Source organism: Arthrobacter sp. SAFR-179 (assembly GCF_059414945.1).
In genome coordinates, this window is sequence record NZ_JBPFDM010000009.1 from 96,803 (window position 1) to 121,718 (window position 24,916).

A 24,916-nucleotide genomic window follows, 5' to 3' on the forward strand; every position below is an offset into this window, starting at 1 on the left:
CGGGCCCGTTGGACGGGCCCGCTCTTGGTGTATATCAGCTATTTTGCCGGGGGCGCCGGCTTCTGGTTGTTTCCCTGGTTTCCGCCCTGGCCTTTGCCGGGCCCGGCGTCTCCAGTCCCCGCGGGGCCTGCCGCTTTCTGCGCCGACCCGGCCGGGTCCACGCCGGCTGAATCCACGCTGCCTACCGCAGCATCCGGCGCCGGCACCCCGGCCTTTCCCGTGCCGGCATCAGCCGGTCCCGCCGGGGTTCCTGCCGATGCTCCTGCGGCCGCAGCCGCTCCGCCGCCGTCCTTGCTGCCGCCGGCCCCCGCCAGCCCAGGCGCCCCGGCCGGTATGGCTGCGCACTTCCCGGAGCCCGCGCCGGCGTCGTGCATGACGGGGCCAAGGCACTCCGGCGAGCCGGTGTAACCGGCCAGGCCTGCAGGACCCTGCAGGAGGCGGAACGCGGTTCTTCCCGGTAGTACAGCCCCGCCGGGCGCCGGGGTTGAGGCGGGGGCGGTAAGGTCCGCATTCGCGTCCACCTTTGCCGCTGGGTTGCCTGTGGCGGCGGCCGGCGCGCCAGCGTTGGTGTTGCCCCAGGGCGTCCAATCCTGCAGCAGGTGCCCAATGGGGCTGTTTCCGGGTGCAGTGGTGCTGGCGGCTACTCCCCCAACGCCCAGCCCCATCCCGGCCACCAGGACCAGGCCCAGTGCCGTGGGGCGGTGCCGGCGGCGACGGCGCGCAAGTTCATCGTCCGGCTGATGGCGATTCGACCGGTCACCGTTCGAATGGTGATGGACAGGCTGATCCTCGGACGGGGCATCACCCGGCTGTTCAGCCGGGGTTCCATCGGAGGCAGCCTCCTTTGCCGCACCGCCGGCGGCAAGCAGCGCGGCGAGCTCCCCGGTGGGTGCCGGAGCGGGCAGCGAAGCCAGGGAACCCAGCGTGACCAGGGCGTCCCGAAGTTCCGGGTCCTGGGCCAGGCCGGCGTCCTGGAGCATATCGTCAACGACCGTGGCGAGGTTGTCCGAAGCGGATGTCATGGCGTGAAATACTCCCTCACTGCCGCAAGTTCCCGGAGTTTCAGCAACGCGCGCCGCTGGAGCTGCTTCACGGCGCCGGCGCTCTTGTTGATGGTCTCCGCTGTCTGTTCCACCGTCAGGCCGCCCACCAGGCGCAGCGACAGCACTTCGCGCTGGTCCTGGGGCAGTCCGTCCAGCAGCCCGAGGATTTCCTGGGGTGAAATGCGCTGCAGGGCTTGTTTTTCCGCTGAACTGTCCTGGCGCTGGTCAAGCTCGGGCTCGAACGGCAGCCTGACCGGGCTTCGGCTCTGGCGGCGGTGGTCATCCACCATCCGTGCGTGGGCAACCGAAAAGATAAAGGTGCGCAGCCCGGCATCTCCTCCGTGCACAGTGTCGAGCCTGGGCAGGACTGAAAGAAACACTTCCTGCATGGCGGCCTCCGGATCCTCTACTCCCCGGGCGGTGAGATAGCCCAGTACCTGCGGCGCGTATGTCTTGTAGACGAGGCTGAAGGCAGGGGTCCCGGGAGCTGGCTGCTCCGGAGCATCGTCTGTCTGTGCATCGGTCACTGACGTAGTGCTTTCCGTCAAAGAGGGATTTGGCAAGGTCAGCGCTCAGTACATCGGGAACGCTGCCCCTACTTTACCCTCCAGTAACTACCGCTGCAGGCACCGCCGCGGCGCCGGGTTGGCGGGCCGCTGCAGGATCCAGCGTGTGCTGCCGTTTGGGCGGAAAGACAAAAGAGCCGGTCTGGAACGTGATGGGGGACAGGTTCCAGACCGGCACTTCATAGGGGTAATCGCTGCGCACCCCGAAAGGGTTACGCGATACCAAAAAACTTTTTTTGGCTTGTTTCGCAGCTCTCAGCGGGCAGCTGCCCTGGTCCACCGGGGCAGTGCCGCCTGCCGGCGCGGCGCCTTTGCCAGCGCCATGGAGTGCAACCTGACGGGCATGCGCTCGTCGCCGCACACGGGTACGACGGCGGCGGGCGGCTCAGCGGAAACGGCGTTACCAGCCGCAACGGGCAGGGTTGCGGGACGGGGTCCGGCCGCAGCGGGACAGAGATCGGTGACCAGGCCGGTGCCGGCGCATTCCCGGACGGCAGCGATTCCGGCAGCGAGGGCCTGCTTGTCCTGGAACGGCCCGGAGACAGCCATCACCGTTCCATCCGGGGCCAGGAGTCGGAACCGGAAGAACGAATCAGCGTCGATGAATGCTTCAAATTTTCCGGCCATGACGATCCTTCCTTGGGCACCAGGGGGTACTAATGAGTCTCACCGGTGCGCTTGCAGCCTCACAAGACCGTGCGCGTTAAGCCTGTGTAAATTGCTTTCCACCCGGCAGGAAAAGGCCAGGACGCGCAAACGGCAGGCCACCTGCAAAAAGTGGCCTGCCGTCGTCGTCATTCTGCCCTGGGGTGTCAGTCGTTGATGAGGTCGTTCACCACAATGGTCTGGTCCCGGTCGGGGCCCACGCCGATCGCGGAGAAGCGGGTTCCGGAGAGCTTCTCCAGCGCCAGCACGTAGTTCCGGGCGTTCTCGGGCAGGTCCGCCAGGGTGCGGGCGCCGGTGATGTCCTCAGTCCAGCCGTCGAAGTACTCGAAGATGGGCTTGGCGTGGTGGAACTCGGTCTGCGTCATGGGCATTTCGTCGTGCCGGACGCCGTCCACGTCGTAGGCAACGCAGACGGGGATCTGTTCGATGCCGGTGAGCACGTCCAGCTTGGTGACGAAGTAGTCCGTGAAGCCGTTCACGCGGGAAGCGTGGCGGGCCAGGACGGCGTCGTACCAGCCGCAGCGGCGCGGGCGGCCGGTGTTGACGCCGAATTCGCCGCCGGTCTTCTGCAGGTAGACGCCCATCTCATCGAAAAGTTCGGTGGGAAACGGTCCGGCGCCAACACGGGTGGTGTAGGCCTTGATGATGCCGATGGAGCGGGAAATGCGGGTGGGGCCGATGCCGGAGCCCACTGACGCGCCGCCGGCGGTGGGGTTGGAGGAGGTGACGAACGGGTAGGTGCCGTGGTCCACGTCCAGGAACGTCGCCTGGCCGCCTTCCATGAGCACTACCTTGCCCTCGTCCAGGGCCGTGTTCAGGACCAGGGTGCTGTCGATGACCAGCGGACGGAGCCGGTCTGCGAAGGACAGGAAGTACTCCACGATCTCGTCCACCACTACGCCGCGGCGGTTGTAGACCTTGACCAGGAGTTCGTTCTTCTGGCGCAGCGAGCCTTCCACCTTCTGGCGGAGGATGGATTCGTCAAAGACGTCCTGGACGCGGATGCCCAGGCGGGCCACCTTGTCCATGTAGGCGGGGCCGATCCCGCGGCCGGTGGTTCCGATGGCCCGGCTGCCGAGGAAGCGCTCCGTCACCTTGTCCAGGACCTGGTGGTACGGGGCCACCAGGTGGGCGTTGGCGGAAACCCGGAGCTTCGAGGTGTCGGCGCCGCGCGCCTGGAGCCCGTCGATTTCCTGGAAGAGTGCCTCGAGGTTCACCACGCAGCCGTTGCCGATGATGGGAACAGCATTGGGGCTGAGGATGCCGGCCGGCAGCAGCTTGAGTTCGTACTTTTCACCGCCTACGACGACGGTGTGCCCGGCGTTATTGCCGCCGTTGGGCTTGACGACGTAGTCAACGCGGCCGCCCAGAAGATCGGTGGCCTTGCCTTTTCCTTCGTCGCCCCACTGGGCTCCTACGATCACAATTGCTGGCATGGGATCCTCCCCCATTCGTTCGGGCTGACCGGGTCCTGCCACCTGGTGGCGGGCCCGCGCAGCGCCGTTCATGAGAATGCCCCGAATCGACCGGTCTTCGCTGGTCCGCGGGGCGGCACGGCGAAGCAAGAGTTCCGGGGCTCTTACCACCCAAGTTTAGCCGATGGGACACTTTGTCCACCGTTGGGGCCCGCCGCGGCCCTTGCGGAAGAAAGGACCGCGGCTGCACCGGGCCGTTACTCGTCTTCCGCTTCCCCTGCAGGCCGGGACGTCTGTTCGGCAAGCGTGTCCCAGAAGGACGTGTCGGCGTCGGCAATGGATCCATCCGCAATGGCCGCGGCAGTGGAGGTCAGTGTGGTGACCGTCTGCTGGATCAGGTAGCCGTTGCTCCGCTGCCCCAGCGCATACCCGTCCAGGTAATGGTCCGACATGCCGCGCATCTCGAAGAGCAGGGTGGCGATTCCATATTCCACTGAAAGGCCGTTGCGGCTGATGGTCTCGGCGCTGCCGCCCTGGTACTTGCCCAGGTGGCCCCAGCCGGTGGAGTCGACGTTGTTGAAGACCACGGCGCCGAGCTGCTTTGATTTCTCCACGACGGCGGGGTCGGCGTTCGGGGTGGTGGGATACAGGATGGAGCCGGAGACCAGCTTCCCGTCCCGCTCGGCCCGGGTCCCCTGGTGGTGCAGGTCGATCATGTAGTCGATGCGGTACTTGCGCATCACGTTGTTGTGCAGCGCCTGGGTTTCCGGCTGGATCTTGGCCACGTGGTCCCGGTTCAGGTCCACACCCTCCGCGTTGTAGCGGGTGAGATGGCGGTCCCCCTTGGCCAGATAGTCCTCCAGGGAGAAGTTGACGTCCCCCATGGCGCCGTCCGCATTGAGCATGGGCACGATCAGGATGTTCACGCCGTCCAAAATGCCTGCAGACTTTCCGGTCCCCAGGTGCTTGATGAACTCCATGGCACCTTCGGTGGTGAGCTGTTCGTTGCCGTGCTGCTGGGTGAGGTACAGGATGGTGGGCTTGGCCGGATCGGAGATGTACTTGACCAGGTGGATATCGCGGCCCTTGACGGTCTGGCCGATGACCTCCAGCTCCATGGCCGGCTGGCGCGCGTCCTGGTCCTTCAGGAACGAGACCAGCTGGTCATAGGTGGCCAGCTTCGACGTGGTGATCTGGCCATTGCCGTCGTAGGTGGGCCCTTCGCCCACGGCATTGGCAAGCGGAGCCGGTCCTGCCACGACGGTGAGCGCCAGGGCTCCGGTTGCGGCAAGGATCCTGAAGGATTTCGTCACAGTGCGTTACCTCTTTCGAGTGCTTCGGGTACCGCCCAGCCGCTTCGTCGCGGCGGCGGGATGTGACACCCAGCCAAGCAAGCCTAACGAAAACTGTCAATACGCTGGACAAAACCTGAAAGTACGCCCCTGCGCAGGGGAAACACCGGGCAGTGGCTTCCATTGGCGGAAGGGGCCCGGCGTTTCGTTTCCCGGGGCTTGGTAAACTGGCAAAGGCCGACCAGGAATCGGCCCACCCCAACTAACCACCGTTGATGATCCGCGCCGCCGTGCGCCCATTTTCACCGGTGGAAGCAATATCAATCCCCGCAGGAGAACCAGCACTTCATGACAGCCCTGGCACCCGAAACATTCCACGAACAGCTCATGAGCCGCCGCTACGAACCCAGCGTTGCCGCCGTCAACGAACTGTGCGATTCCCTGCAGGAGGCCAAGCCCGGAACCGCGGTGCCCTACGTGGACCCCATGCACGACGTGGAGGAAACCCGCATCATCAGCCTGTTCTCCAACATTGGCGAGATGGATCCGTCCGGGTTCATCACGGCCGGGGACCAGGATGCCGCTACCCGGATGCTGGGGATCCAGTGGAAGCTGGGCCTGCGCCCCGAGTTCGTCATGCCGTGGAACGTCCACCCCTGGCACGTTCCAGGCGAAGCCAACGGCAAGTTCACTCCGGACCAGATCCAGGCAGGCCTGAAGCCCCTGCTCAAGTTCCTGGCCCTGGTCCCCCGCGCCTCGGTGATCGTGGCGCACGGCACTGAAGCCAACCGCCTGGCCAACCTCCTGTTGAAGACCGAAGTGCCACTCCTCTGGCGCCGCGGCCTGAAGACCTACAAGGTCCGCTCCCTGAGCGGCCGCGCCTTCGCCGGTTCCCCGGCGCGCCAGGAGGAGTACCTGGAGGACATGCGCGCGGCATACACAGACGCCATGGCCCGCACGGGTATCGCCAAAGCCTAAGCCAAGGACTTTAACGCCCGACGGCGGGTGGCCACCTTTTCAGGAAAGGTGGCCACCCGCCGTCGGCCGTTTAAGCCTGGGAACTTTTAGGATTTGCCCTCGATCGCTGCCTTTGCGGTGGGGTCGGAGTCGTTCAGGAACTTCTCAATCCGCTCCGGCTCGTCAGCCTCACCGATGGCTGCCGAGGCCCTCCCCAGGGAGTAGAGGGCCCGCAGGAAACCGCGGTTCGGCTCGTGCTCCCAGGGGATGGGACCCACGCCGCGCCAGCCGTTGCGGCGCAGCGCATCCAGTCCGCGGTGGTAGCCCACCCGGGCGTAGGCGTAGGAGTCGATGGTGCGGCCCTCCGTCCACGCCTCCTCGGCCAGGACGGCCCACAGGAGCGAGGACGTGGGGTGCTGCGCCACCAGGTCCAGGGCCTCGTGGCCGGCCTCAAGCTGTCCGTACACCTCTGTTTCGGCGGGCAGGAGCGTGGGCTCCGGCCCCATCAGGTTCCGGCGGAACTCGTCCGACATTTAGAAGGTCTTTCCGGCCGAACCGAGCTGCTTGGTGGCTTCCACCACGCGGGCTGCCAGGCCGGCTTCGGCGGAAGCGCCCCAGACGCGGGGGTCGTAGGTCTTCTTGTTGCCCACTTCGCCGTCCACCTTCAGCACGCCGTCGTAGTTCTTGAACATGTGGTCGGCCACGGGACGCGTGTAGGCGTACTGGGTGTCGGTGTCGATGTTCATCTTGATCACGCCGAAGGAGACGGCGTCGGCGATTTCCTGGTCGGAGGAGCCGGAGCCGCCGTGGAAGACCAGGTCGAACGGGTTCTCCTTGCCGATCTTCGAGCCCACCTGCGCCTGGATGTCCTTGAGGATCTCCGGGCGCAGCTTGACGCCGCCGGGCTTGTAGACGCCATGGACGTTGCCGAAGGTCAGGGCCGTGATGTAGCGGCCGTTCTCGCCGGACCCGAGGGCGTCGATGGTGGCCAGGGCGTCTTCCACCGTCGTGTACAGCTTGTCGTTGATGGCGTTTTCGACGCCGTCTTCCTCGCCGCCAACAGTGCCGATCTCCACCTCGAGGATCATCTTGGCGGCAGCAGTGCGGGCCAGCAGGTCGCGGGCGATGCGCAGGTTCTCCTGCAGGGTTTCTGCGGAGCCGTCCCACATGTGGGAGTTGAACAGCGGGTTGCGGCCGGCCTTGACCTCAGCCTCGGAAGCCTCGAGCAGGGGCAGGACGAAACCGTCCAGCTTGTCCTTGGGGCAGTGGTCCGTGTGCAGGGCGACGTTGACGCCGTAGTTCTTGGCCACTTCGCGGGCGAAGGCTGCGAAGCCCAGGGAACCGGCAACCATGTCCTTGGTGGATGCGCCTGACCAGTAGGCGGCGCCGCCGGTGGAAACCTGGACGATGCCGTCGGACTCCGCCTCGGCGAAACCGCGGAGCGCTGCGTTCAGCGTCTGCGAGGACGTGACGTTCACGGCCGGGTATGCAAAGCCGCCCGCCTTCGCGCGGTCGATCATTTCGGAGTAGATCTCTGGGGTTGCAATGGGCATGCTGGCTCCTCTGCTGAGTTTCGTCTGTGGGTGGAAGACCCTCAAGTAGACCGCTTACGGCTTGGCACCATCCTAGCCATTCCCGGACCGCGAGGGTGTTTCGGGTCACCGCCCGGTAACACTCAGACGTGCTGGTTGAACACGTGCCGGCGGATCCAGGCGTGCATGGCGATGGCGGCTGCGGAGGCGGCGTTGATGGAGCGGGTAGAACCGAACTGCTCGATGGACAGGGTGGCGACGGCGGCCTGGTGGACTTCCGGGGTCAGGCCGGGGCCCTCCTGCCCGAAGACCAGCACGCAGTCTCGCGGCAGTTCGTACGTCTCCAGCGGGACCGAATCCGGGAAAATGTCGATGCCGATGATCGCCAGCCCCTCCCGCTGCGCCCACTGGACGAAGTCCTCAACAGTGGGGTGGTGGCGGACGTGCTGGTAGCGGTCGGTGACCATGGCGCCGCGCCGGTTCCACCGCCGCCGGCCGATGATGTGCACCTCTTTGGCGAGGAAGGCGTTGGCCGTGCGCACCACCGTGCCGATGTTCAGGTCGTGCTGCCAGTTCTCGATGGCCACATGGAAGTTGTGCCGCCGGGAGTCGAGTTCCGCCACGATCGCCTCGTGCTTCCAGTAGCGGTACTTGTCCAGGACATTGCGGCGGTCGCCATCGGCAAGGAGGTCGGGATCCCAGTGGTCGCCGTGGGGCAGCTCCCCTTCCCAGGGCCCGACGCCGACCTCCGCCTTTGCGGGTTCGGCCTCCCCGGGCTCGTGGCGGGGTTCCTCTGGCAGGCCGGGCGTCTGGTTCACCCCTCAACACTAGACTGGACCACTGGAGCATTCATCACCGGTGGAGGTAGTCGTGGCAGAAGAAGACCAGGTAGCAGGAAACCCCGCGGTTTACCGCAGCGGCCAGGAGATTGAATGCTGGCTGACGGACATGGACGGCGTCCTGGTCCACGAGAACCAGCCCATCCCCGGCGCCGCGGAACTGATCCAGCGGTGGGTGGACACGTCCAAGCGCTTCCTGGTGCTGACCAACAACTCCATCTTCACCCCGCGCGACCTGGCCGCCCGGCTGCGGTCTTCCGGCCTGGAGATTCCTGAAGAAAACATCTGGACCTCCGCCCTGGCCACCGCCCAGTTCCTCAAGGACCAGGTGCGCTCGGAGTCCGGCAACCGCGCCTACACCATCGGCGAGGCAGGGTTGACGACGGCGCTGCACGAGGCCGGCTTCATCCTCACCGACCAGAACCCGGACTTCGTGGTGCTTGGTGAGACGCGCACGTACTCCTTTGAGGCCATCACCACGGCCATCCGCCTGATCCTTGCCGGTGCCCGGTTCATCGCCACCAACCCGGACGCCACCGGCCCCTCGAAGGATGGCCCCATGCCGGCCACCGGAGCCATCGCGGCCCTGATCACCAAGGCCACCGGACGCGAACCATACATTGTGGGCAAGCCGAATCCCATGATGTTCCGTTCCGCCATGAACCAGATCGACGCGCACTCCGAGACCACCGCCATGATCGGCGACCGGATGGACACGGACATCATTGCCGGCATGGAGGCCGGGCTGCACACCGTTCTGGTCCTGAGCGGCATTACGCACAAGGACGACATCGCCGCCTATCCGTTCCGGCCCAACCAGGTGCTGAACTCCGTGGCGGACCTGAAAAACCAGATCTAGAAGATGCTCACCCGGGAACCGCCCCGGGGCAGCGGGAAGAATCCGTCCAGCAGTTCCGCCACCAGGGGCCGGTAGATCTGCGGATTCCAGCCGGGGCTGGCGTGCGCCGGCGCCGCACCGGTGGTCTGCAGGTTGCTTGAGACCATGTTGTCCTTGAAGACCACGGCCCAGGTTTCCGCTGCGGTTTCATAATCGACGGTCCTGTCCCGGGGGTTGCCGATATAGGCCATCTTTGCGGTCCCCAGCTTCCCGGCGAACTGGCGTCCCTCGAAGTGGTAGATGTATGCGGACTCCGTCTGGACCAGCACGTTCGAAGGGGCGATCGGGGACAGCTGCTCCAGCGTCTGGTCCAGGATCTGGCGCCAGCTCCGTTCGTCCTTGTGGATAATGCGCTCGCCCAGCTCATACCCGCCGCGCAGCGTGGACGGGAACCTGAAGCCGCGCTCGTAAAGGAACACCACGCCGTCGAACCAGCTCTGGTCCAGGACATCGTGGGCGCTGTAGGGACTGGAGTCCAGGAGGATGAACTGCACCTGGACTCCCCGCAGGGCAAGCAGCCGGGCTGCCACCTGGGTGGCGAGCATCCCCCCAAAGCTGTGCCCGTAAAAGAACAGTTTGGTGATCTTCTCCGCGGTGATGTAATCGGTGATCGCGTTGACCACCTCGGTGATATTCAGCCCCAGGTTGGAATACCCGACGGCGGCGAGCCGGGCGCGCTTGTTCAGCGCGCCACGCATGGTGTTGAGGATCCATTGGGCCTCTTCCCAGCTGGTTTTGTAGCCCGGGAACAGGAACCAGCTGGCATCCGGGTAGTAGGCGTCGGCGAAGTCATCGGCAACGCTGAGGATCCTGGTGGTCCGGCGCTGCGACTGGACCTCCCGGGTCACCAGCATGTCGGCAGCGAGCAGGCCTGATGCCCCCGCGCTGGCCAGGAAGGTGCGGCGCGAAAAGCGCTTAAGGGCAGCCGCCTCCGACAGCAGCCGGGCACCGGATACCCCACGCCGGCTCTGCGGACTGACCTCCCCCTCATACGGCACACTCCTACCGTAAGCCCAGCCAAACGTGCCTCCGCAACGGGCGGCTGTAACCGTTGGGTGACGCAGGGGTCAGCTGGCGGCCTGGCCTTCCGTGGCGGGGAGGGGGGCCGACGGTTCCTGCTGGCGGCGGTGGATTTCCAGCCCGATGTCGTTGTAGCGGCCCAGCAGGTCCGCGCTGTCCTGCGTCTGCGGACTGTCGAGCAGAGCGAAGAGCGCGTCACTGGCCGCAAGGAGCTCGTCGTTCGAGTATTCCGTGAGTGGCCGGCCGTACAGCTCCTCGATCCACATGACGGGCAGGTGCGGATATTCCCCGGCGAAGCGGCCGCCAGGGAACAGTTCCCTGATGTCATCGTCCATGGGCAGCGGCTGGTCACTGGAGGGACCGCCCGGGGAAGCGGTGCGTGCAAGGGGTGTCAGCTGGAGGGAAACCCCGGCGCCGCTACCGGCCAGGGTGTTGGCGTCCAGCACGTTCAGGTCACTGCGCAGTCCAGCCAGGGCGGTGGACTCCACAAGCCCGGCCTGTGACAGGTCGACGCATATGTGGCAGCGGATGCCCATCCGCCGGACACGGCGGATGATGTGGATCAGGTGGGGGCGGGAACCGCACGTCAGGCTGCCCCGGACTTCAATCCGGACGACGTCTGCGGGGACATCAAAGTTAACAACTGCTTCTAATGCTCGGTCCATAGGTACTCCAAAAGAGGTCTATGGCCGACGGCTCAACCTCCGCAAGCGTAACCTTCACGGGAGCCCTCGCACAACCCGTCCCTTAGGAGCGCACGCCTTGGCTTACCTTGCCCGGTTCCTCGTAGTGCGTCCGGGCACCGGTGCCGCCCACCGAATCCACCAGGGTTTTGGCGATGTCCCGCAGCTTGGTGTTGCTGTTGCTGGACGCCTCGGTGAGGATTTGGACGGCAGCCTGCTGGCTGCAGCGGTTTTGGGCCATGACAATGCCAACGGCGATGTCGATGATGGTGCGGGACTCCAGGGTGGCCCGGAGGTTTGACGCGCTGTCCGCATGCAGTGAGAACCGGACGGCAAGGCGCAGGGCCTGTGAAATCTCGCGGGTGAAGTCCCGTGCCCTGGCCGCGGCATTCCCCTCGAATTTACGGGGAACATCGGAATAGAGGTTCAGGGCCGCCTTGGCCTCGCCCTGCAGGGTGAACGGGAGGGAGAGCACCGAGCGCAGCCCGTGGGACGCCACGGCCGTGGCGTAATCGGGCCCCCACCGGTTCTCCTCCAGGAGGTCGGGAACGTGGACTTCACGTTCCTCCTCAGCGGCCGTAAGGCAGGGGCCCTGGGACAGCGAATACTGGATTTCGTCCACTTCCCGGGCGGAGTCGCTGCTCCAGCCGATGGTGGCCGCCTTGCGGTCGCGCAGCAGGGTGATGCCGCACAGGGCGTCGTCGCCGTCGCCGGCCATCTGGTGGGCGGAGAAACGGGCCAGTTCGTTGAGGAAGTCCTCGAAGTCAGCGCTTTCCAGGATGAGGTTCTGGACCTGGTCGGTTGCGCTCAAAGGCTGTTGTGGGGGGAGCAAGGTGCGTGGTCTCCAAGCAACTAAAAAGTGTTACCGCATATCATAAAACAGCGCCAACAGCCCAGCCAACTGCGGTCCGCTTGCCGCCCCGGGCTCTCACCCGGGGCGCTGCAGGACTACGCCAGCCCCAGCTCATCCTTGCCGAAAGCGAACAGATAAGGAACGCCTGTTTCCGCTTCGATTTTTTCCTTGGCACCGGTATCCCGGTCCACGATCACGGCCACCGCCACAACGTTGCCGCCGGCTTTCCGGACGCCTTCCACTGCGGTCAGCGCCGACCCACCGGTCGTGGAGGTGTCCTCAAGGACCAGGACCTTGCGCCCCTCGACCGAAGGGCCCTCCACCTGGCGGCCCATGCCGTAAGACTTCTGGGCCTTGCGGACCACGAACGCGTCAACGGCCCGGCCGGTATCAGCGGCAGCATGCATCACGGCGGTGCCAACGGGGTCGGCGCCCATGGTCAGTCCGCCCGCGCACTCAAAGTCGATCCCGGCGTCGTCCGCCAGTGCGAGCATTACCTGCCCCACCAGCTTGGACGCCTCGTGGTGCAGGGTGATGCGGCGCAGGTCGATGTAGTAGTCAGCCTCAGCTCCGCTCGAGAGGATCACCTTGCCGCGGACCACGGCGAGTTCCTTGATGAGTTCGAGCAGGCGGGCGCGGGCAGCTGCGGTGTCGACCGCAGTGTCAGTGGGCGAAGTCATGGGCTCAAGTTTAGTGGCTGGGCTGACGGTGAGCGGGCGGGCAAAGCCGGGTGCATGTTCGGGGCGCGGCCCGAAGGCGATGACGCGCGGCAGGACACGCTTGACCACCGGGTTGTGGCGCAGGATGAAGAAGGCCAGCCGCTGGATGGAGAGCCCGGCGCGGGCACGATCCCGGGCCAGGACATCCCCGGACAATCTCCCGGCGAAGAGCGGAACGAACACCACCCGGTGCATGATGCGCTGCACGGCCTGCACCATCACCGTGGGCATGCTGCGGCGGCGCTGGATCGCTGCAAGGGTCCGGGTCCGCACCTGGCCCCTACGCAGATCCGGTGCAAGCCGTTCCGCGGCCGCCACCGCGTCCTGGATGGCCAGGTTGATGCCCACTCCCCCGGCCGGTGACATGGCATGGGCGGCGTCCCCGATGCACAGGAAACCGTCGGTGTACCAGCGCCGCAGGCGGTTCAGTTTAACGTCCAGCCAATGCAGGTCATCCAGGCTGCGGATCGAATCAACGCGGTCGGCGAGGTCCGGGCGAAGGGCCGCCACGCGCTGCCGGAACCGCTCCACGCCGCCGGCCCTGATCCTGGCATCCGAGCCCTTGGGAGCGAGGTAGCCCAGCTGGTAGTAATCGGTGCGATTGAGGGCAATCATGGCATCCCGGTGGCCCAGTGAGGGCACCACACCCGCCACTTCGCCCTGCTCGGAAGCGCGGCGCGGGAGCTTGAACCACCAGGTGTCGAACGGCACCGGAAACTCCCGGGCGCGCATTCCCGCCGCCTGGCGCAGCACTGAGTGGCGGCCGTCCGCGGCCACCACAACGTCTGCGGAGAGGACGTGTTCGGCCCCGCCGGCGTCCCGGTAGCGCACGCCGGTGACCCGGCCGCCGTCGAACTCCAGGCCGGTGGCCCCGCTCTCCATGAGGAGCGTGAACGTCGGTTCCGCAGCGGCAGCGGAGGCGAGGAAATCCAGGAAGTCCCATTGGGGCATCATGACCACGTAGTTGTACGGGGGTTTCAAAGCGTCGAAGGCTGCCAGGGTGACCAGCCCGGTCCCCGGGACCGGTACGGCCACGTTGGTCAGCCGGCTTTGCGGCAGGCTGCGGAACCCGGTGCCCAGGCCAAGTTCGTCGATCAGGCGGATGGTGGAGGCATGCACCGTGTCGCCGCGGAAATCGCGCAGGAAGTCCCGGTGCTTCTCCAGCACCGTCACGTGCACCCCGGCCCGCGCCAGCAACAGCCCCAGCATCATTCCCGCAGGGCCCCCGCCCACCACGGCACACCCCGTTCGCTCCATGCGTTCACGCTACGCCCCGGACGGGCCGCCCGGAACAGTTGAGGGTTGTTGACTGCGCTGGCTAGTCTGGACCACATGCGCGAACTCCAGGCCAAGATCATTGAAGAAATGGGCGTTCAGCCCCGGATCGATCCCGCAGGGGAGGTGCGCAAACGCGTCACGTTCCTCAAGGAATACCTGAAGGCAACCCACACCAAGGGGTTTGTCCTGGGCATCTCCGGCGGCCTGGACTCCTCCCTGGCCGGAAAGCTGGCACAGCTGGCGGTGGATGAGCTTGAGGCCGATGGCGTGGAGGCCAATTTCGTGGCCGTCCGCCTGCCGTACGGCGTGCAGCATGACGAGGAGGACGCCCAGGCCGCATTGGACTTCATCAAGGCCAAGACGGAATGGACGTTCAACATTTCCGCCGCAGTGGACGGTTTTGAAGACGAGTTCGAAAAAACCGTGGGCTCGGAGATCTCCGACTTCCACAAAGGCAACACCAAGGCACGCACCCGCATGATCGCCCAGTATGCATTGGCCGGCGAATTCAACTACTTGGTGCTCGGCACCGACCATGGCGCCGAGTCCGTCACCGGCTTCTTCACCAAGTACGGCGATGGCGGCGCGGACATCCTGCCCCTGTTCGGCCTCAACAAGCGGCAGAACCGGGCCCTCCTGGCTGAACTGGGTGCACCCGCCCGCGTCTGGGAGAAGGTGCCCACCGCCGACCTGCTCGATGACCGGCCCGGCCGCACGGACGAGGACGAGCTGGGCCTCAGCTACGACCAGATCGACGACTACCTCGAAGGCCGGGAGGTTCCGGACGCGGTTGCCGAATCGATCGAGCAGAAATACCTCCGGACCCGCCACAAGCGCACCGTGCCGGTGACCATCTTCGACACCTGGTGGAAGCACGAGGGCCCGGAGGAGCCCCGCGCCGGACTCTAGGCAGCCTCGCTGACTTTCCCACCCTTGGGGAGCACGACGGCGGACGGCACCGCAAAAGGCGCCGCCCGCCGTCGTCGTTCCCCGCCTTTGCCGTAGAGACTCAGCGGGCGCGCCGGCCACCGCCGCCCCCGCCAAGCTGCTGCGTGATCCGGTGCGCCTCCGCCATCAGGAGGCCACCCAGTTCCTCCTGCCGTTCCGGCTTGAAGCGCGGCTCAATGCCCGTCAACGACAGCGCCCAGGCAGGTTTCCCGGAGCGGTCGAACACCGCGGCACCCATCCCCCAGCTTCCCTCCAGGACCAGCCCGGGGTTCACCGAATAGCCGGCCAGCCGGGTGCGGGCCAGGTTCTCCCGCACCAGTTCGGGCGTGTGGTTCCCGGCAAACTCGCCTGCGTGTTCGCCCCAGCGGTCCAGCAACTCCTCCTGCTCGCTTTCGGGAAGGAAGGCCATGATGGCCGTCCCGGCCGATGCGACTCCCAGCGGGAACCGGACACCCTCGTGCAGGACGAAGGACCGGACCGGAAAGCTCCCCTCCTCACGCAGCAGGCAGACCGTCCCGCCGCCACGGCGGATGGAGAAGAAAGCGCTCTCGCCGGTGGCCTGCGCCAGCCGGCGGAGGCTGGGCCGGGCGATGTCCTCCATGGGGAACCGCGCCGAGGCGACCGAGCCCATGAGCAGGATTTCCGGGCCCAGCACCCAGTTGCCCGTGACGGGATCATGGTCCAGCAAACCTTCCGCGGCAAGGGATGTCAGGAGCCGGTGGACGGTGGGACGCGTGAGGCCCGATTCGCGCACGAGGTCCACCAGCGGCATCCCCTCCGCGCTCCGGCCGACCAGCCTCATCAGCCCGGCGATCCGCGTCACCACCTGCGCTCCCTGCACCGGCATGACCGACATAAACCCTCCTAATGTCCACATTATGGATAGGTGCAATGCTACTGTCCACACTGTAAATGCGCCATCGTCGATCCTTGACAGGCCCGCTGGCCGGCCCGTAGTCTCCAAACTCAGATCCCCGGTATCCACTTAGTGGACACCGCCGCGCTCAATGAGGAGACGACATGAAGAAACTCCAGGCTTCTGCCGCCGGCGCCCTGGAAGGGGCACTGCAGGACGGCATGACCCTCGCTGTAGGAGGCTTTGGCCTGAGCGGCATTCCTGCCGACCTGATTGAAGCTGTCCGTGATTCGGGCGTCCGCGACCTCACCGTGGTGTCCAACAACATGGGCGTGGACGGCAAGGGGCTGGGCATCCTGATCGAGGCAGGCCAGGTCCGCAAAGTCATTGCGTCCTACGTGGGCGAAAACAAGCTGTTCGCCGAGCAGTACCTTGCCGGGAGGCTTGAGGTGGAATTCACCCCGCAGGGCACCCTGGCTGAGCGGCTCCGCGCCGGCGGCGCCGGCATCCCGGCCTTCTACACCAAGACCGGGGTGGGCACCCTGGTTGCCGACGGCAAGCCACACGAAGTGTTCGACGGCGAAACGTACGTCCAGGAACGTGCCATCAGGGCCGACGTCGCGCTGGTCCACGCGCACACCGCTGACACGGATGGCAACCTCATTTACCGCTACACCGCCCGGAACTTCAACCCCGTGGTGGCCACCGCCGGCAAACTGACCATCGCAGAGGCGGAAGTGATCGTGGAGCCCGGCCACCTGGACCCGAACCACATTGTGACCCCCGGCGTTTTTGTCCAGCGGCTGGTGCAGGCCACGGACCGGGTCAAGGACATCGAGCAGCGGACCGTCCGGCAGCGCGCCGGCCTGGTCTCCGCCTGACCGCCGCGCCGTCCACCCCACCCCCGGAAGAACATCACTCAATGGAGAGAAACGCCGCAATGACCACTACGCAGTTCAACCACCAGGACGTCCGCCAGAAGGGTTTGGCCCTGATGGCTGAAAAGTTGGCCGGATGGACGCAGAAGTGGTTCCCGGACGCGTACATTTTTGCCCTGGCGGGCGTGCTGCTGGTGGCCGTCGCAGCCTTGGCCATCGGCGCCTCGCCCAAGGCAGTGGTGGATTCGTTCGGCAACGGCTTCTGGGACCTCACCGCCTTCACCCTGCAGATGGCCATGGTGGTGCTGACCGGCTACGTCGTGGCAACCTCGCCGCCCGTGGCCCGGCTGATTGACCGGCTGGCACAGGTGCCAAACTCCGCCCGCACCGCTGTCAGCTTCGTGGCCGTGCTGTCCATGTCGGTGTCGTTCGTGAACTGGGGCCTGAGCCTGATCTTCGGCGGGCTCCTGGCGCGCGCTGTGGCCCGCCGGGCGGACCTGCACGTCGACTACCGGGCTCTGGGCGCGGCTGCCTTCATGGGGCTGGGCGCAGTCTGGGCTTTGGGCATGTCCTCCTCCGCGGCCCAGCTCCAGGCGACAAAGGCCTCCATCCCCCCGGCGCTGCTGAAGATCACCGGCGTCCTGGACTTCGGCACCACCATTTTCACCTGGCAGTCCCTGCTGACCCTGGTCATCCTGATGCTGCTGACCACCGTCATCGCCCACTTCTCAGCCCCCACCGGCGGTGCCGTCAAAACCGCGGCCGATCTCGGCGTCGACCTTGATGACCAGCCCGAGCCGCCGGCCGAAAAGTCGCGGCCCGGCGAGTGGCTCGAATACAGCAGGGTCCTGCCCATCCTGGCCGGGGTACTGACCCTGGGCTGGCTGGTGTCGCAGCTGCTGACCCTGCCCATCCTGAGCGTGGTCAGCTCGCTGAACGGGTACCTGCTGGTGTTCCTGATGCTGGGGCTGGTGCTGCATGGAACCCCGCGCAAGTTCCTCCAGTCCGTGACCAAGGCTGTACCCGCCACGGCAGGAATTTTGGTCCAGTTCCCGCTCTATGCCGCGATGGCGGCCATCCTTACCAAGGCCACCGGCGCGGGCGGGCTCTCGGTCTCCGAGCACCTGGCACACTTCTTCACCAGCATCGGCGGCAACGGGGCGTTCGCAGTCATCATCGCCATCTACACAGCGCTCCTTGGGATGTTCGTGCCCTCCGGCGGCGGAAAGTGGCTGGTGGAGGCGCCATACGTCATGCAGTCAGCCACCGACGTGAACATGAACCTGGGCTGGACCGTGCAGATCTACAACATGGCCGAGGCCCTGCCCAACCTCATCAACCCGTTCTTCATGCTGCCGCTGCTGGCCGTCCTGGGCCTGCGCGCCAGGGACCTGGTGGGCTTCACGTTCCAGCAGTTCCTGTTCCACCTGCCGGTGGTGCTGCTGCTCGCCTGGCTGCTGGGGATGACGTTCGATTTCGTGCCGCCGGTAATACCCAACTAAGTAGAGCCAAGACCACTTAAGGAGAACCCCATGGGATGGACCAGGGATGAAATGGCTGCGATCGCGGCCGAAGAATTGAACGACGGCGACTACGTGAACCTGGGGATCGGCATCCCCACGCTGGTGGCCAATAACCTGCCCGAGGGCGTGCGGGTGGTCCTGCAGAGCGAGAACGGGCTGCTGGGCATGGGTCCGTTCCCGTACGAGGGCGAGGAGGACGCTGACCTCATCAATGCCGGCAAGCAGACCGTCACGGTGCTGCCCGGCGGAAGTATTTTCGACTCCGCCACTTCCTTCGGGATGATTCGCGGCGGGCACGTCAAGGTGGCCATCCTCGGCGCCATGCAGGTGTCCGGCAACGGCGACCTGGCCAACTGGACCATCCCGGGCAAGATGGTCAAGGGCATGGGTGGCGCCATGGACCTGGTGGCCGGAACCCCGCGCGTGGTGGTCCTCACGGAGCACAACGCCAAGGACGGCACGGCCAAGATCGTGCGCGAATGCACGCTGCCTTTGACAGGGCTCAGCTGCGTGGACCGGATCATCAGCGACCTCGCGGTCTTTGACCTGGTGAAGGACGACGACGGCGGGCGGCAACTCACGCTGGCCCGCCTGGCGCCAGGGGTCACGGTGGAGGAGATCCGGGAGAAGACGGAGGCGGACTTCGAGGTCCGCCTTGAGAACGAGGAAGTGGCGGCATGAGCCTCAAGGAACAGTTCGGCAAGGACGTCCTGATCACCGGCTGGGGGCACAGCAAATTCGGGAAACTCAGCGACGATACCCTGGAATCCCTGATCGTGCAGGTTGCCACGGACGCCATCAGTGGCGCAGGCATCGAACCGGGCCAGATCGACGAGGTCTATGTGGGCCAGTTCAACTCCGGCATGATGCCGCTGGCCTTCCCGTCCTCGCTGGCCCTGCAGGTCTCGCCCGATCTGGCCAATGTCCCGGCCACCCGTGTGGAGAACGCCTGCGCCTCCGGTTCGGCCGCCTTCCAGCAGGGCACCAAATCACTGCTGGCCGGCACCGCCAGGACTGTCCTGGTGATCGGCGCCGAGAAGATGACCCACGCGGGAGCGGATGTGGTGGGCGCCGGACTGCTGGGCGCGGACTATGACATGGCCGGCAAGCCTTCCACCACCGGCTTCACCGGGCTCTTCGCCGAGGTCGCGAAGCACTACGCCAAACGCTACGACGCCGACGGGAACCTGGGCGACGTCCTGGGCACCATCGCGGCGAAGAACCACCGCAACGGTGTGGACAACCCGTACGCCCAGCTCCGCAAGGACCTCGGCGAGGAGTTCTGCCAAACCGTTTCAGACAAGAACCCGATGGTGGCCGATCCCCTGCGCCGCACGGACTGTTCCCCTGTCTCCGACGGAGCGGCCGCCGTCGTGCTGTCCGTTTCACCCACCGGCGGCGCCACGGCCCCCGTTCGGCTTGCCGGCTTCGGCCAGGCCAACGATTTCTTCCCCGCCGCACGCCGCGACCCCACCGCCTTCGAAGCCACCCGCGTCTCGTGGCAGCGCGCCCTGGCGATGGCCGGCGTCGGGCTGGAAGACCTGGACTTCGCCGAGGTGCACGACTGCTTCACCATCGCCGAACTGCTCATGTACGAGGCCATGGGCCTGACCGAACCCGGCCAGGGCTCCCGCGCGCTGAAGGAAGGCTGGGTCTTCAGGGACGGCAAGCTGCCCATCAACGTCTCCGGCGGCCTTAAGTCCAAGGGCCACCCCGTGGGTGCCACCGGTGTTTCCCAGCACGTCCTGGCAGCCATGCAGCTGACCGGGACAGCCGGGGACATGCAGCTGGCCGCCCCGCGCCGGGCTGCCGTCCAAAACATGGGCGGCGTGGGCATCGCCAACTACGTGAGCATCCTCGAAGCCGTCTAGCATCCTGCGGTGGGGCCCGCCATCGTGGGGCACTTTGACGCCGCCGGCGGCCCTTCCCGGCAATAACGACGGCGTGTCCGTGCCAAAGTGCCCCACGACGGCCAGTGGGGCCCGGATAGGTTAGGCAGCGCCCCGGATCACCGCCGCGAGCTCCTTGAAACCGAGCCGCTCCGCGTTCTGCAGAGCGGTCCGCCCTTCCGGATCGCGGATGGCAGGGTCCGCCCCGGCTTCCAGGAGGAGCCGAACTACCTCCTGCTGCCGGGGGCCGCCGTTGTTGAGCAGCACCGCCTCCTGCATGGCGGTCCACCCCAGGTTGTTCACGTGGTTGACGGGGACGCCGGCCGCAATGAGCATCCTGACCGTCTCCACGTGCCCGTGCTCGCTGGCGGGGATCAGGGCAGTGCCGCCGTAGCGGTTGGTTGCGGCCACGTCCGCCCCGGCCGCCAGGGTCAGCTGCAGCACCTCATTGAAGCCCTCGGCACCCGCATACAGGAATGCCGAATCCTGGATGGAGTCCTTGGCGTTGACGTCCCCTCCGCGGCTGATGAGTTGGGCTACCAAGGGCGCATTGTTGGCTTTCGCGGCAGCAATCAACTCCTGGTCGAGCTGCGACTGCTCAGCGGTTGAAAGGGCAGCAGCGGAGGTGGCGGGAGCCGACGTCGGGGAAGTGCCGTCACGAGATGGCACGGCGGTGCCCGGGCCGCCGGGACTTACAGAGACAACGGATGGCGGAGAGTCTACTTCTTGAGGTTCACCGGGGCTGGCCTGGCAGCCGGCCAGGAACATGGCCAGGCCCATGCCGGTAATGAGCAATGCCCCGGTGCGGTTCCGCCCCATAAGCGCAGCCTACTTTGCAGTTCCGGCGGCGGCGATGGCGTCCGCCCCGGCGGTGGCGCAGGCTTCATCCAGGGCACCGTCGGGCGCTCCACCCACACCGATGCCGGCCACGGAAACGCCGTTGACCTTCAGCGGGACGCCGCCGGCCAAAAAGAGGGTTCCCGGCAGGTCCGCGATCGAGGGGCCGTTGCCGTTGACGCGCTTGGCCAGCTCGCTGGTGGGGGTGCCGAAGGCCGCGGCGGTGTAGGCCTTTTGCTTGGCGGCCTCAATGGTGTGGGCAGCGGCGTTGTCTCCCCGCAGCAGTGCCTGGACGGTGCCAAAGCGGTCAACGAGTGCAACGGTGACGAACGGCAGTTTGTCCGCCTGGCACTTGGCGAGCGCCGCTGAGACAGCCTGGGCGGAGGCTGTGGCAGAGATGCGGTTCTGCTGCACCACCGTCTCCGGCGCCGGCTGGACATCAACGGCAGGTACGACGGCGGGTGTTTCAGGGCCGCTGACACGGCCAGTACCGGCGTTGGCGGCTGCGGTGGCTCCGGCCGTCACCAGGATTGCCCCGGCTGCTGCGGCGGCGAGTACTTTGTGGGACTTGTTCATGATGCGTTCCTTGGGTTGGGTGGTCCTTGTTGCCGGTTTCCATCCTTCAGGGCCGCGGTTGGCGCCGCATCGGGCGTTCGTCTGTCCCTGGCTGGCCCGAAAGGCCAGCCGTATCAGCCAAAAGGCTGAGGGACCGGACCGCCCTGGAGCCCTAGCATGGAAGGCAGTGAATCCAACCATGAGATCCGGACCCCGCATGCCTGGCAGAGACACCATCCCAACCACGGGCCCCGCGGCCGCCGTTGCAGCCGACGGCAACGGGTCCCGTCCGGCGCCGCCCACGTCCAAGGAACGGCTGGGCGGCATCGAGGCCGCAGTCCATCTCGGCTTCGCAGTGCTCCTGGTGGCATCGGTGGTGCGGTACGTCATGAGGCACTCCCCGGCGGACAACCTTGTGGTCCTGGGACTCGCCGCCGCCGCCTGCCTGCTGTACGCCGTCGTGGCCCTGCTCCCGCTGCGGGACCGGCACCCTGCCCCGTGGATGGTTGCGCTGGTGGCGGTCTGGGCGGTCCTGGTAGTGGCAGCTCCGAGCTTCGCGTGGTGTTCCTTCGCCCTTTTCTTCCTGTGCAGGAGTGTGCTGCGCGGGGCCGCGTCCTACGTCCTGGCGGGTGCCATCACCGTGGCAACCGCGGCCGGACTGTTTCGGTTGGGCAACGGCACAGACGTAGCCATGCTGCTGGGACCTGTGGCAGTCGGAGTGATGCTGACGCTTATCTACGACCGGATACAGCACGACGCCGAGGAGCAGCGCCGCCTGAACGCGGAGGTTTCGCTTGCCCAGGGCCAGCTGGCGGCGAGTGAACGCCGTGCGGGCACCATCGCTGAACGGGAAAGGGTGTCCCGTGAAATCCACGACACCGTCACCCAGGGCCTGGCCAGCAGCCTGCTCCTGCTCGAAGCGGCGGGCCGTGGGTGGCCGGGCGCGGCAGCGCAGGAGGATCTTCACCAGGCCGCCGGCCTGCTCCGCACCAACCTGGCGGAAACCCGGAGCCTGGTACACGAGCTTGCCTCCCCCGGGCTGGAATCAACGCCGTTGCCGGAGGCGCTGCTGCTTGCTGCCCGGCAGTACGTGCCGGCAGCCACCCTCACGGTGACGGGCGCGCCGGGGCCGGTCCCGCCGGACGTACGGCACGCGCTGCTGCGGGTGGTTCAGAGCGCGGCCTCCAACATCGCGCTGCACGCTTCGGCAACAGTTGCGGCCCTGACGGTGGGCTTCCTGCCCGACTCCGTCACTTTGGACATATATGACGACGGCGCCGGTTTTGACCCAGCGGCGGCCGCTCCGCCGTCGAGCGCCGGAGGGTACGGCCTGCGGGCCATGCGGCAGCGGGTGGAGCAGCTGGGTGGCCTTTTCTCAGTGCAAAGCACTCCCGGCGAAGGGACCATCGTGGCCGCGCAACTGCCGTTGGAGGTTGGTAAATGAGCAGAATCACGGTCCTGCTGGTGGACGACCACCTGGTGGTCCGGAGCGGCCTGCGTGCGCTGCTGGGAACCCAGCCTGACATGGAAGTCGTTGCCGAGGCATCTTCGGGCGGGGAGGCGTTGGAGCTGGTGCGCGTGCACTCCCCGGCGGTGGTGGTGATGGACCTTGCCATGGGCCCGGGCATGGATGGAATCGAAGCGATCAGGCGGATCCGGGATCTCGACAGCAGGCAGGCGATCCTGGTTTTTACCACCTACGACTCGGATGCCGATATTGTCCGGGCGGTGGACTCAGGGGCCATGGGCTACCTCTTGAAGGATGCCGCCCCGGAGGAGATTTTTGCCGCCATCCGGGGCGCGGTGCAGGGCAGGAGCGTGATGAGCCCGCCGGTGGCCTCGCGGTTGTTCCAGCAGCTGCGCAACCCGGACGAGGTGCTCACCCCCCGTGAGGCCGAACTGCTCAGTCTGCTCACCGAGGGCCTGAGCAACCGCGAACTCGGGCGGCGGCTCTTTATCTCCGAGGCCACCGTCAAAACCCATCTGGCGCACATCTACGCCAAGCTCGGTGTGGATACCCGGGCGGCCGCGATTGCCACCGCGATCCGCCGCGAGGGGATGCGGTAACAGGGCTTTATGGCCAATACCCTTGCACCATGGCCCCGCGCCCCGTACGTTGGGGACTGCGGGGGACGTTCTCCGCACACTCCGGGATGATCCCCGGAGAGAGAATCAGAGTCACATGAAGGAATGCAGCCATGGCAACAGGCACAGTTAAATGGTTCAACGCCGAAAAGGGTTTTGGCTTCATTGCCCCCGATGACGGGTCCGCTGGGACTTCTGCATATCAGTAAGCGCGCTTTCCACTGACTTTTCTCCCTTGATGGCCGGGTATGCGTTGTCTTGGATTGCCTTGGTGACTGCCGGGTAGAACGGCGTCACGGGACGCGGTACGGCGTTCTGGATCGAGGTCTGGAGAACAGACAGATAAGGCAGCTTGGCCACAAGTGCCTGGTCTTCGTACAGCGACGTCAGGATCGGAGCCAGCGAGGCCTGGTTCGCAAAGAACTTCTGGTTTTCCTCGGTCTCAATGAACTTGATGAAATCCAAGGCCGTGGCCTTGTTCTTGGAATACACACTGATGGCTGCGTTGTGCCCGCCAAGGGCGGAAGCGCCGGGGCCGTCCTTGCCCGGCAGGGGCGCCATGCCGAACTTGTCCTTGACGGCAGAAGAGCCTTCAGTGCTCATCAGGCTGTAGACGTAGGGCCAGTTGCGGAGGAACAGCAGCTTGCCGCTCTGGAAAGCCTGGCGGCTGTCCTCTTCCTTGAAGGTGATGGCTTCCTTGGGGATGTTGCCGTCCGCGTATGCTTTGGCCAGGTTCTCCAGGCCGGCCTTGGCTTCCGGCGTGTTCAGGTTCGGCTTGCCGTCCTTGTTGAGAACCGAACCGCCGGCAGAGTTGATGGCCTCGGAAGCGTTAACGGTGAGGCCTTCGTACTTACTGAACTGGCCGGAGTAGCACCCGATGTTGTTTTGCTTGGCGATGGAGCACATGCCCATCATCTCGTCCCAGGTCTTGGGCGCGTTGGGGACCAGGTCCTTGCGGTAGAAGAGGATGCCACCGTCGGAATCCTTGGGCGCAGCGTAGAGCGTGCCCTTGTACGATGCCGCTTCCACCGGTGCCTTGAGCATCTTGGAAGTGTCGATAGCCATTTTGTCCTTCAACGGCTGCAGCCAGCCCTTGGCCGCAAACTCCGCGGTCCAGATAACGTCCACGCTGACCACGTCATAGTCGGACTGCTTGGCCTGGAAGTGCTGGACGAGGTCGTCGTGCTGCTGGTCCGCCTGGTCGGTCTGCTCTTTGAACGTGACCTTTTCATCAGGGTGGGCCGCGTTCCACTTCTCAATGAAGGGGCGCACAACGTTGTTGTTGTCCTTGCCCTGGACGTAGGTGATGGGGCCGCGGCCGTCGAGGTTGGCTTCAGCGTCGCTGCCACCACCGCCCGTGGTGCCGCCTCCACCTCCACCACCGCAGGCGGTCAACGTAAGGGCCAGAATGCCGGCAGTGGCAGCCGGAAGCAGGAATCTCGGGGTTTTCATTAGCTTGAAGCTCCTCGCTGAGTGACAAGTAAGTCGACAGTGCGCTTGCTAGGTGAGGTTGATGTGGTGACCATCACACTAGTAAGGTTGCTGTCGGGAATGCAAGCGTTTACATCAAAAAGTTATCAGAGG

Annotated in this window: 26 protein-coding genes and 2 pseudogenes; 10 read left to right on the top strand and 18 right to left on the bottom strand. The window is 65.9% G+C overall.

Annotated features, from left to right (window positions below; genetic code table 11):
* Positions 1-38: 38 nt before the first annotated feature.
* From ACR65K_RS14625 to ACR65K_RS14650, 6 genes are all read right to left on the bottom strand, one after another.
* On the bottom strand, positions 39-1,022 hold the full coding sequence (locus ACR65K_RS14625) for a hypothetical protein (RefSeq protein WP_440153617.1): 984 nt from the start codon (positions 1,020-1,022) through the stop codon (positions 39-41).
* Positions 1,019-1,570 (bottom strand): RNA polymerase sigma factor, encoded by a 552-nt coding sequence (locus ACR65K_RS14630; RefSeq protein ID WP_440153618.1) that lies wholly within the window; start codon positions 1,568-1,570, stop codon positions 1,019-1,021. The genes ACR65K_RS14625 and ACR65K_RS14630 overlap by 4 nt, the downstream gene beginning before the upstream one ends.
* A 73-nt stretch (positions 1,571-1,643) precedes the next feature.
* Positions 1,644-1,811, bottom strand: coding sequence for a hypothetical protein (locus tag ACR65K_RS14635; RefSeq protein ID WP_440153619.1), 168 nt, complete (start codon positions 1,809-1,811; stop codon positions 1,644-1,646).
* A 53-nt stretch (positions 1,812-1,864) separates the two neighbouring features.
* Positions 1,865-2,236, bottom strand: coding sequence for a YegP family protein (locus ACR65K_RS14640; RefSeq protein WP_440153621.1), 372 nt, complete (start codon positions 2,234-2,236; stop codon positions 1,865-1,867).
* 185 nt (positions 2,237-2,421) lie between these two features.
* Complete coding sequence (locus ACR65K_RS14645; protein ID WP_056337478.1) at positions 2,422-3,711, bottom strand: adenylosuccinate synthase; 1,290 nt, start codon at positions 3,709-3,711, stop codon at positions 2,422-2,424.
* 236 nt (positions 3,712-3,947) lie between these two features.
* Positions 3,948-5,003, bottom strand: coding sequence for a M14 family zinc carboxypeptidase (locus ACR65K_RS14650; RefSeq protein ID WP_440153622.1), 1,056 nt, complete (start codon positions 5,001-5,003; stop codon positions 3,948-3,950).
* Positions 5,004-5,330: 327 nt separating this feature from the next.
* Between ACR65K_RS14650 and ACR65K_RS14655 the strand changes: the two genes are divergently transcribed.
* Positions 5,331-5,960, top strand: a complete 630-nt coding sequence (locus ACR65K_RS14655) for a uracil-DNA glycosylase family protein (RefSeq protein ID WP_440153623.1) — start codon at positions 5,331-5,333, stop codon at positions 5,958-5,960.
* An 86-nt stretch (positions 5,961-6,046) separates the two neighbouring features.
* On the opposite strand, the gene ACR65K_RS14660 is transcribed toward ACR65K_RS14655, so the two are convergent.
* The 3 genes from ACR65K_RS14660 to ACR65K_RS14670 all read right to left on the bottom strand — a co-directional run bounded on the left by ACR65K_RS14660 (position 6,047) and on the right by ACR65K_RS14670 (position 8,289).
* Positions 6,047-6,472 (bottom strand): DUF3151 domain-containing protein, encoded by a 426-nt coding sequence (locus tag ACR65K_RS14660; RefSeq protein ID WP_440153624.1) that lies wholly within the window; start codon positions 6,470-6,472, stop codon positions 6,047-6,049.
* The gene (gene fbaA / locus ACR65K_RS14665) at positions 6,473-7,492 is read right to left on the bottom strand and encodes a class II fructose-bisphosphate aldolase (protein WP_440153626.1); all 1,020 of its coding nucleotides are present in this window, start codon (positions 7,490-7,492) and stop codon (positions 6,473-6,475) included.
* 122 nt (positions 7,493-7,614) lie between these two features.
* Complete coding sequence (locus tag ACR65K_RS14670; protein ID WP_440153627.1) at positions 7,615-8,289, bottom strand: TrmH family RNA methyltransferase; 675 nt, start codon at positions 8,287-8,289, stop codon at positions 7,615-7,617.
* Positions 8,290-8,329: 40 nt separating this feature from the next.
* Here ACR65K_RS14670 and ACR65K_RS14675 point away from each other — a divergent pair, with 40 nt between their 5' ends.
* Entirely contained in the window at positions 8,330-9,169 is an 840-nt protein-coding gene (locus tag ACR65K_RS14675; RefSeq protein WP_056337160.1) for an HAD-IIA family hydrolase, read from the top strand.
* Here ACR65K_RS14675 and ACR65K_RS14680 read toward each other — a convergent pair.
* The 5 genes and pseudogenes from ACR65K_RS14680 to ACR65K_RS14700 form a co-directional block, all read right to left on the bottom strand.
* The gene (locus tag ACR65K_RS14680; RefSeq protein ID WP_440153628.1) at positions 9,166-10,206 is read right to left on the bottom strand and encodes a thioesterase domain-containing protein; all 1,041 of its coding nucleotides are present in this window, start codon (positions 10,204-10,206) and stop codon (positions 9,166-9,168) included. The two genes, ACR65K_RS14675 and ACR65K_RS14680, sit on opposite strands and share 4 nt — an antisense overlap.
* Before the next feature lie 69 nt (positions 10,207-10,275).
* On the bottom strand, positions 10,276-10,893 hold the full coding sequence (locus tag ACR65K_RS14685; protein ID WP_056337155.1) for a hypothetical protein: 618 nt from the start codon (positions 10,891-10,893) through the stop codon (positions 10,276-10,278).
* Between the two features lie 82 nt (positions 10,894-10,975).
* Positions 10,976-11,722, bottom strand: coding sequence for a GAF and ANTAR domain-containing protein (locus ACR65K_RS14690; RefSeq protein ID WP_235565218.1), 747 nt, complete (start codon positions 11,720-11,722; stop codon positions 10,976-10,978).
* 137 nt (positions 11,723-11,859) lie between these two features.
* The gene (gene pyrE / locus ACR65K_RS14695; protein ID WP_440153715.1) at positions 11,860-12,444 is read right to left on the bottom strand and encodes an orotate phosphoribosyltransferase; all 585 of its coding nucleotides are present in this window, start codon (positions 12,442-12,444) and stop codon (positions 11,860-11,862) included.
* A gap of 48 nt (positions 12,445-12,492) precedes the next feature.
* A pseudogene (locus tag ACR65K_RS14700) lies at positions 12,493-13,740 on the bottom strand (FAD-dependent oxidoreductase); the annotation flags it as partial.
* 75 nt (positions 13,741-13,815) lie between these two features.
* On the opposite strand from ACR65K_RS14700, the gene nadE reads away from it, so the two are divergent.
* Entirely contained in the window at positions 13,816-14,670 is an 855-nt protein-coding gene (gene nadE, locus ACR65K_RS14705) for an NAD(+) synthase (protein ID WP_440153630.1), read from the top strand.
* A gap of 100 nt (positions 14,671-14,770) precedes the next feature.
* Here nadE and ACR65K_RS14710 read toward each other — a convergent pair whose 3' ends face one another.
* Positions 14,771-15,565: an IclR family transcriptional regulator gene (locus tag ACR65K_RS14710; RefSeq protein WP_440153631.1), complete on the bottom strand. Its 795-nt coding sequence runs from the start codon at positions 15,563-15,565 to the stop codon at positions 14,771-14,773.
* 164 nt (positions 15,566-15,729) lie between these two features.
* Between ACR65K_RS14710 and ACR65K_RS14715 the strand changes: the two genes are divergently transcribed.
* Genes ACR65K_RS14715 through ACR65K_RS14730 form a run of 4 tightly spaced genes read left to right on the top strand, consistent with a single transcriptional unit; the run spans position 15,730 to position 19,837 of the window.
* The gene (locus tag ACR65K_RS14715; protein ID WP_440153632.1) at positions 15,730-16,446 is read left to right on the top strand and encodes a CoA transferase subunit A; all 717 of its coding nucleotides are present in this window, start codon (positions 15,730-15,732) and stop codon (positions 16,444-16,446) included.
* Between the two features lie 59 nt (positions 16,447-16,505).
* Complete coding sequence (locus ACR65K_RS14720) at positions 16,506-17,945, top strand: short-chain fatty acid transporter (protein ID WP_440153634.1); 1,440 nt, start codon at positions 16,506-16,508, stop codon at positions 17,943-17,945.
* Between the two features lie 30 nt (positions 17,946-17,975).
* Complete coding sequence (locus ACR65K_RS14725) at positions 17,976-18,647, top strand: CoA transferase subunit B (protein WP_440153635.1); 672 nt, start codon at positions 17,976-17,978, stop codon at positions 18,645-18,647.
* Positions 18,644-19,837 (top strand): acetyl-CoA acetyltransferase, encoded by a 1,194-nt coding sequence (locus ACR65K_RS14730; protein WP_440153636.1) that lies wholly within the window; start codon positions 18,644-18,646, stop codon positions 19,835-19,837. Before ACR65K_RS14725 ends, ACR65K_RS14730 begins: the two co-directional genes overlap by 4 nt.
* Positions 19,838-19,957: 120 nt before the next feature.
* Here ACR65K_RS14730 and ACR65K_RS14735 read toward each other — a convergent pair whose 3' ends face one another.
* On the bottom strand, positions 19,958-20,674 hold the full coding sequence (locus ACR65K_RS14735; protein ID WP_440153638.1) for an ankyrin repeat domain-containing protein: 717 nt from the start codon (positions 20,672-20,674) through the stop codon (positions 19,958-19,960).
* Between the two features lie 9 nt (positions 20,675-20,683).
* Positions 20,684-21,268, bottom strand: coding sequence for a GlcG/HbpS family heme-binding protein (locus ACR65K_RS14740; RefSeq protein ID WP_056337129.1), 585 nt, complete (start codon positions 21,266-21,268; stop codon positions 20,684-20,686).
* A 196-nt stretch (positions 21,269-21,464) separates the two neighbouring features.
* Here ACR65K_RS14740 and ACR65K_RS14745 point away from each other — a divergent pair, with 196 nt between their 5' ends.
* The 3 genes and pseudogenes from ACR65K_RS14745 to ACR65K_RS14755 form a co-directional block, all read left to right on the top strand.
* A complete protein-coding gene (locus ACR65K_RS14745; protein ID WP_440153640.1) occupies positions 21,465-22,691 on the top strand; it encodes a sensor histidine kinase in 1,227 nt (408 codons plus the stop codon).
* Complete coding sequence (locus ACR65K_RS14750; RefSeq protein WP_056337126.1) at positions 22,688-23,314, top strand: response regulator; 627 nt, start codon at positions 22,688-22,690, stop codon at positions 23,312-23,314. Before ACR65K_RS14745 ends, ACR65K_RS14750 begins: the two co-directional genes overlap by 4 nt.
* Positions 23,315-23,445: 131 nt before the next feature.
* A pseudogene (locus ACR65K_RS14755) lies at positions 23,446-23,520 on the top strand (cold-shock protein); the annotation flags it as partial.
* On the opposite strand, the gene ACR65K_RS14760 reads toward ACR65K_RS14755, so the two are convergent.
* Positions 23,495-24,784: an ABC transporter substrate-binding protein gene (locus ACR65K_RS14760; RefSeq protein WP_440153642.1), complete on the bottom strand. Its 1,290-nt coding sequence runs from the start codon at positions 24,782-24,784 to the stop codon at positions 23,495-23,497. The pseudogene ACR65K_RS14755 and the gene ACR65K_RS14760 sit on opposite strands and share 26 nt — an antisense overlap.
* Between the last annotated feature and the right edge of the window lie 132 nt (positions 24,785-24,916).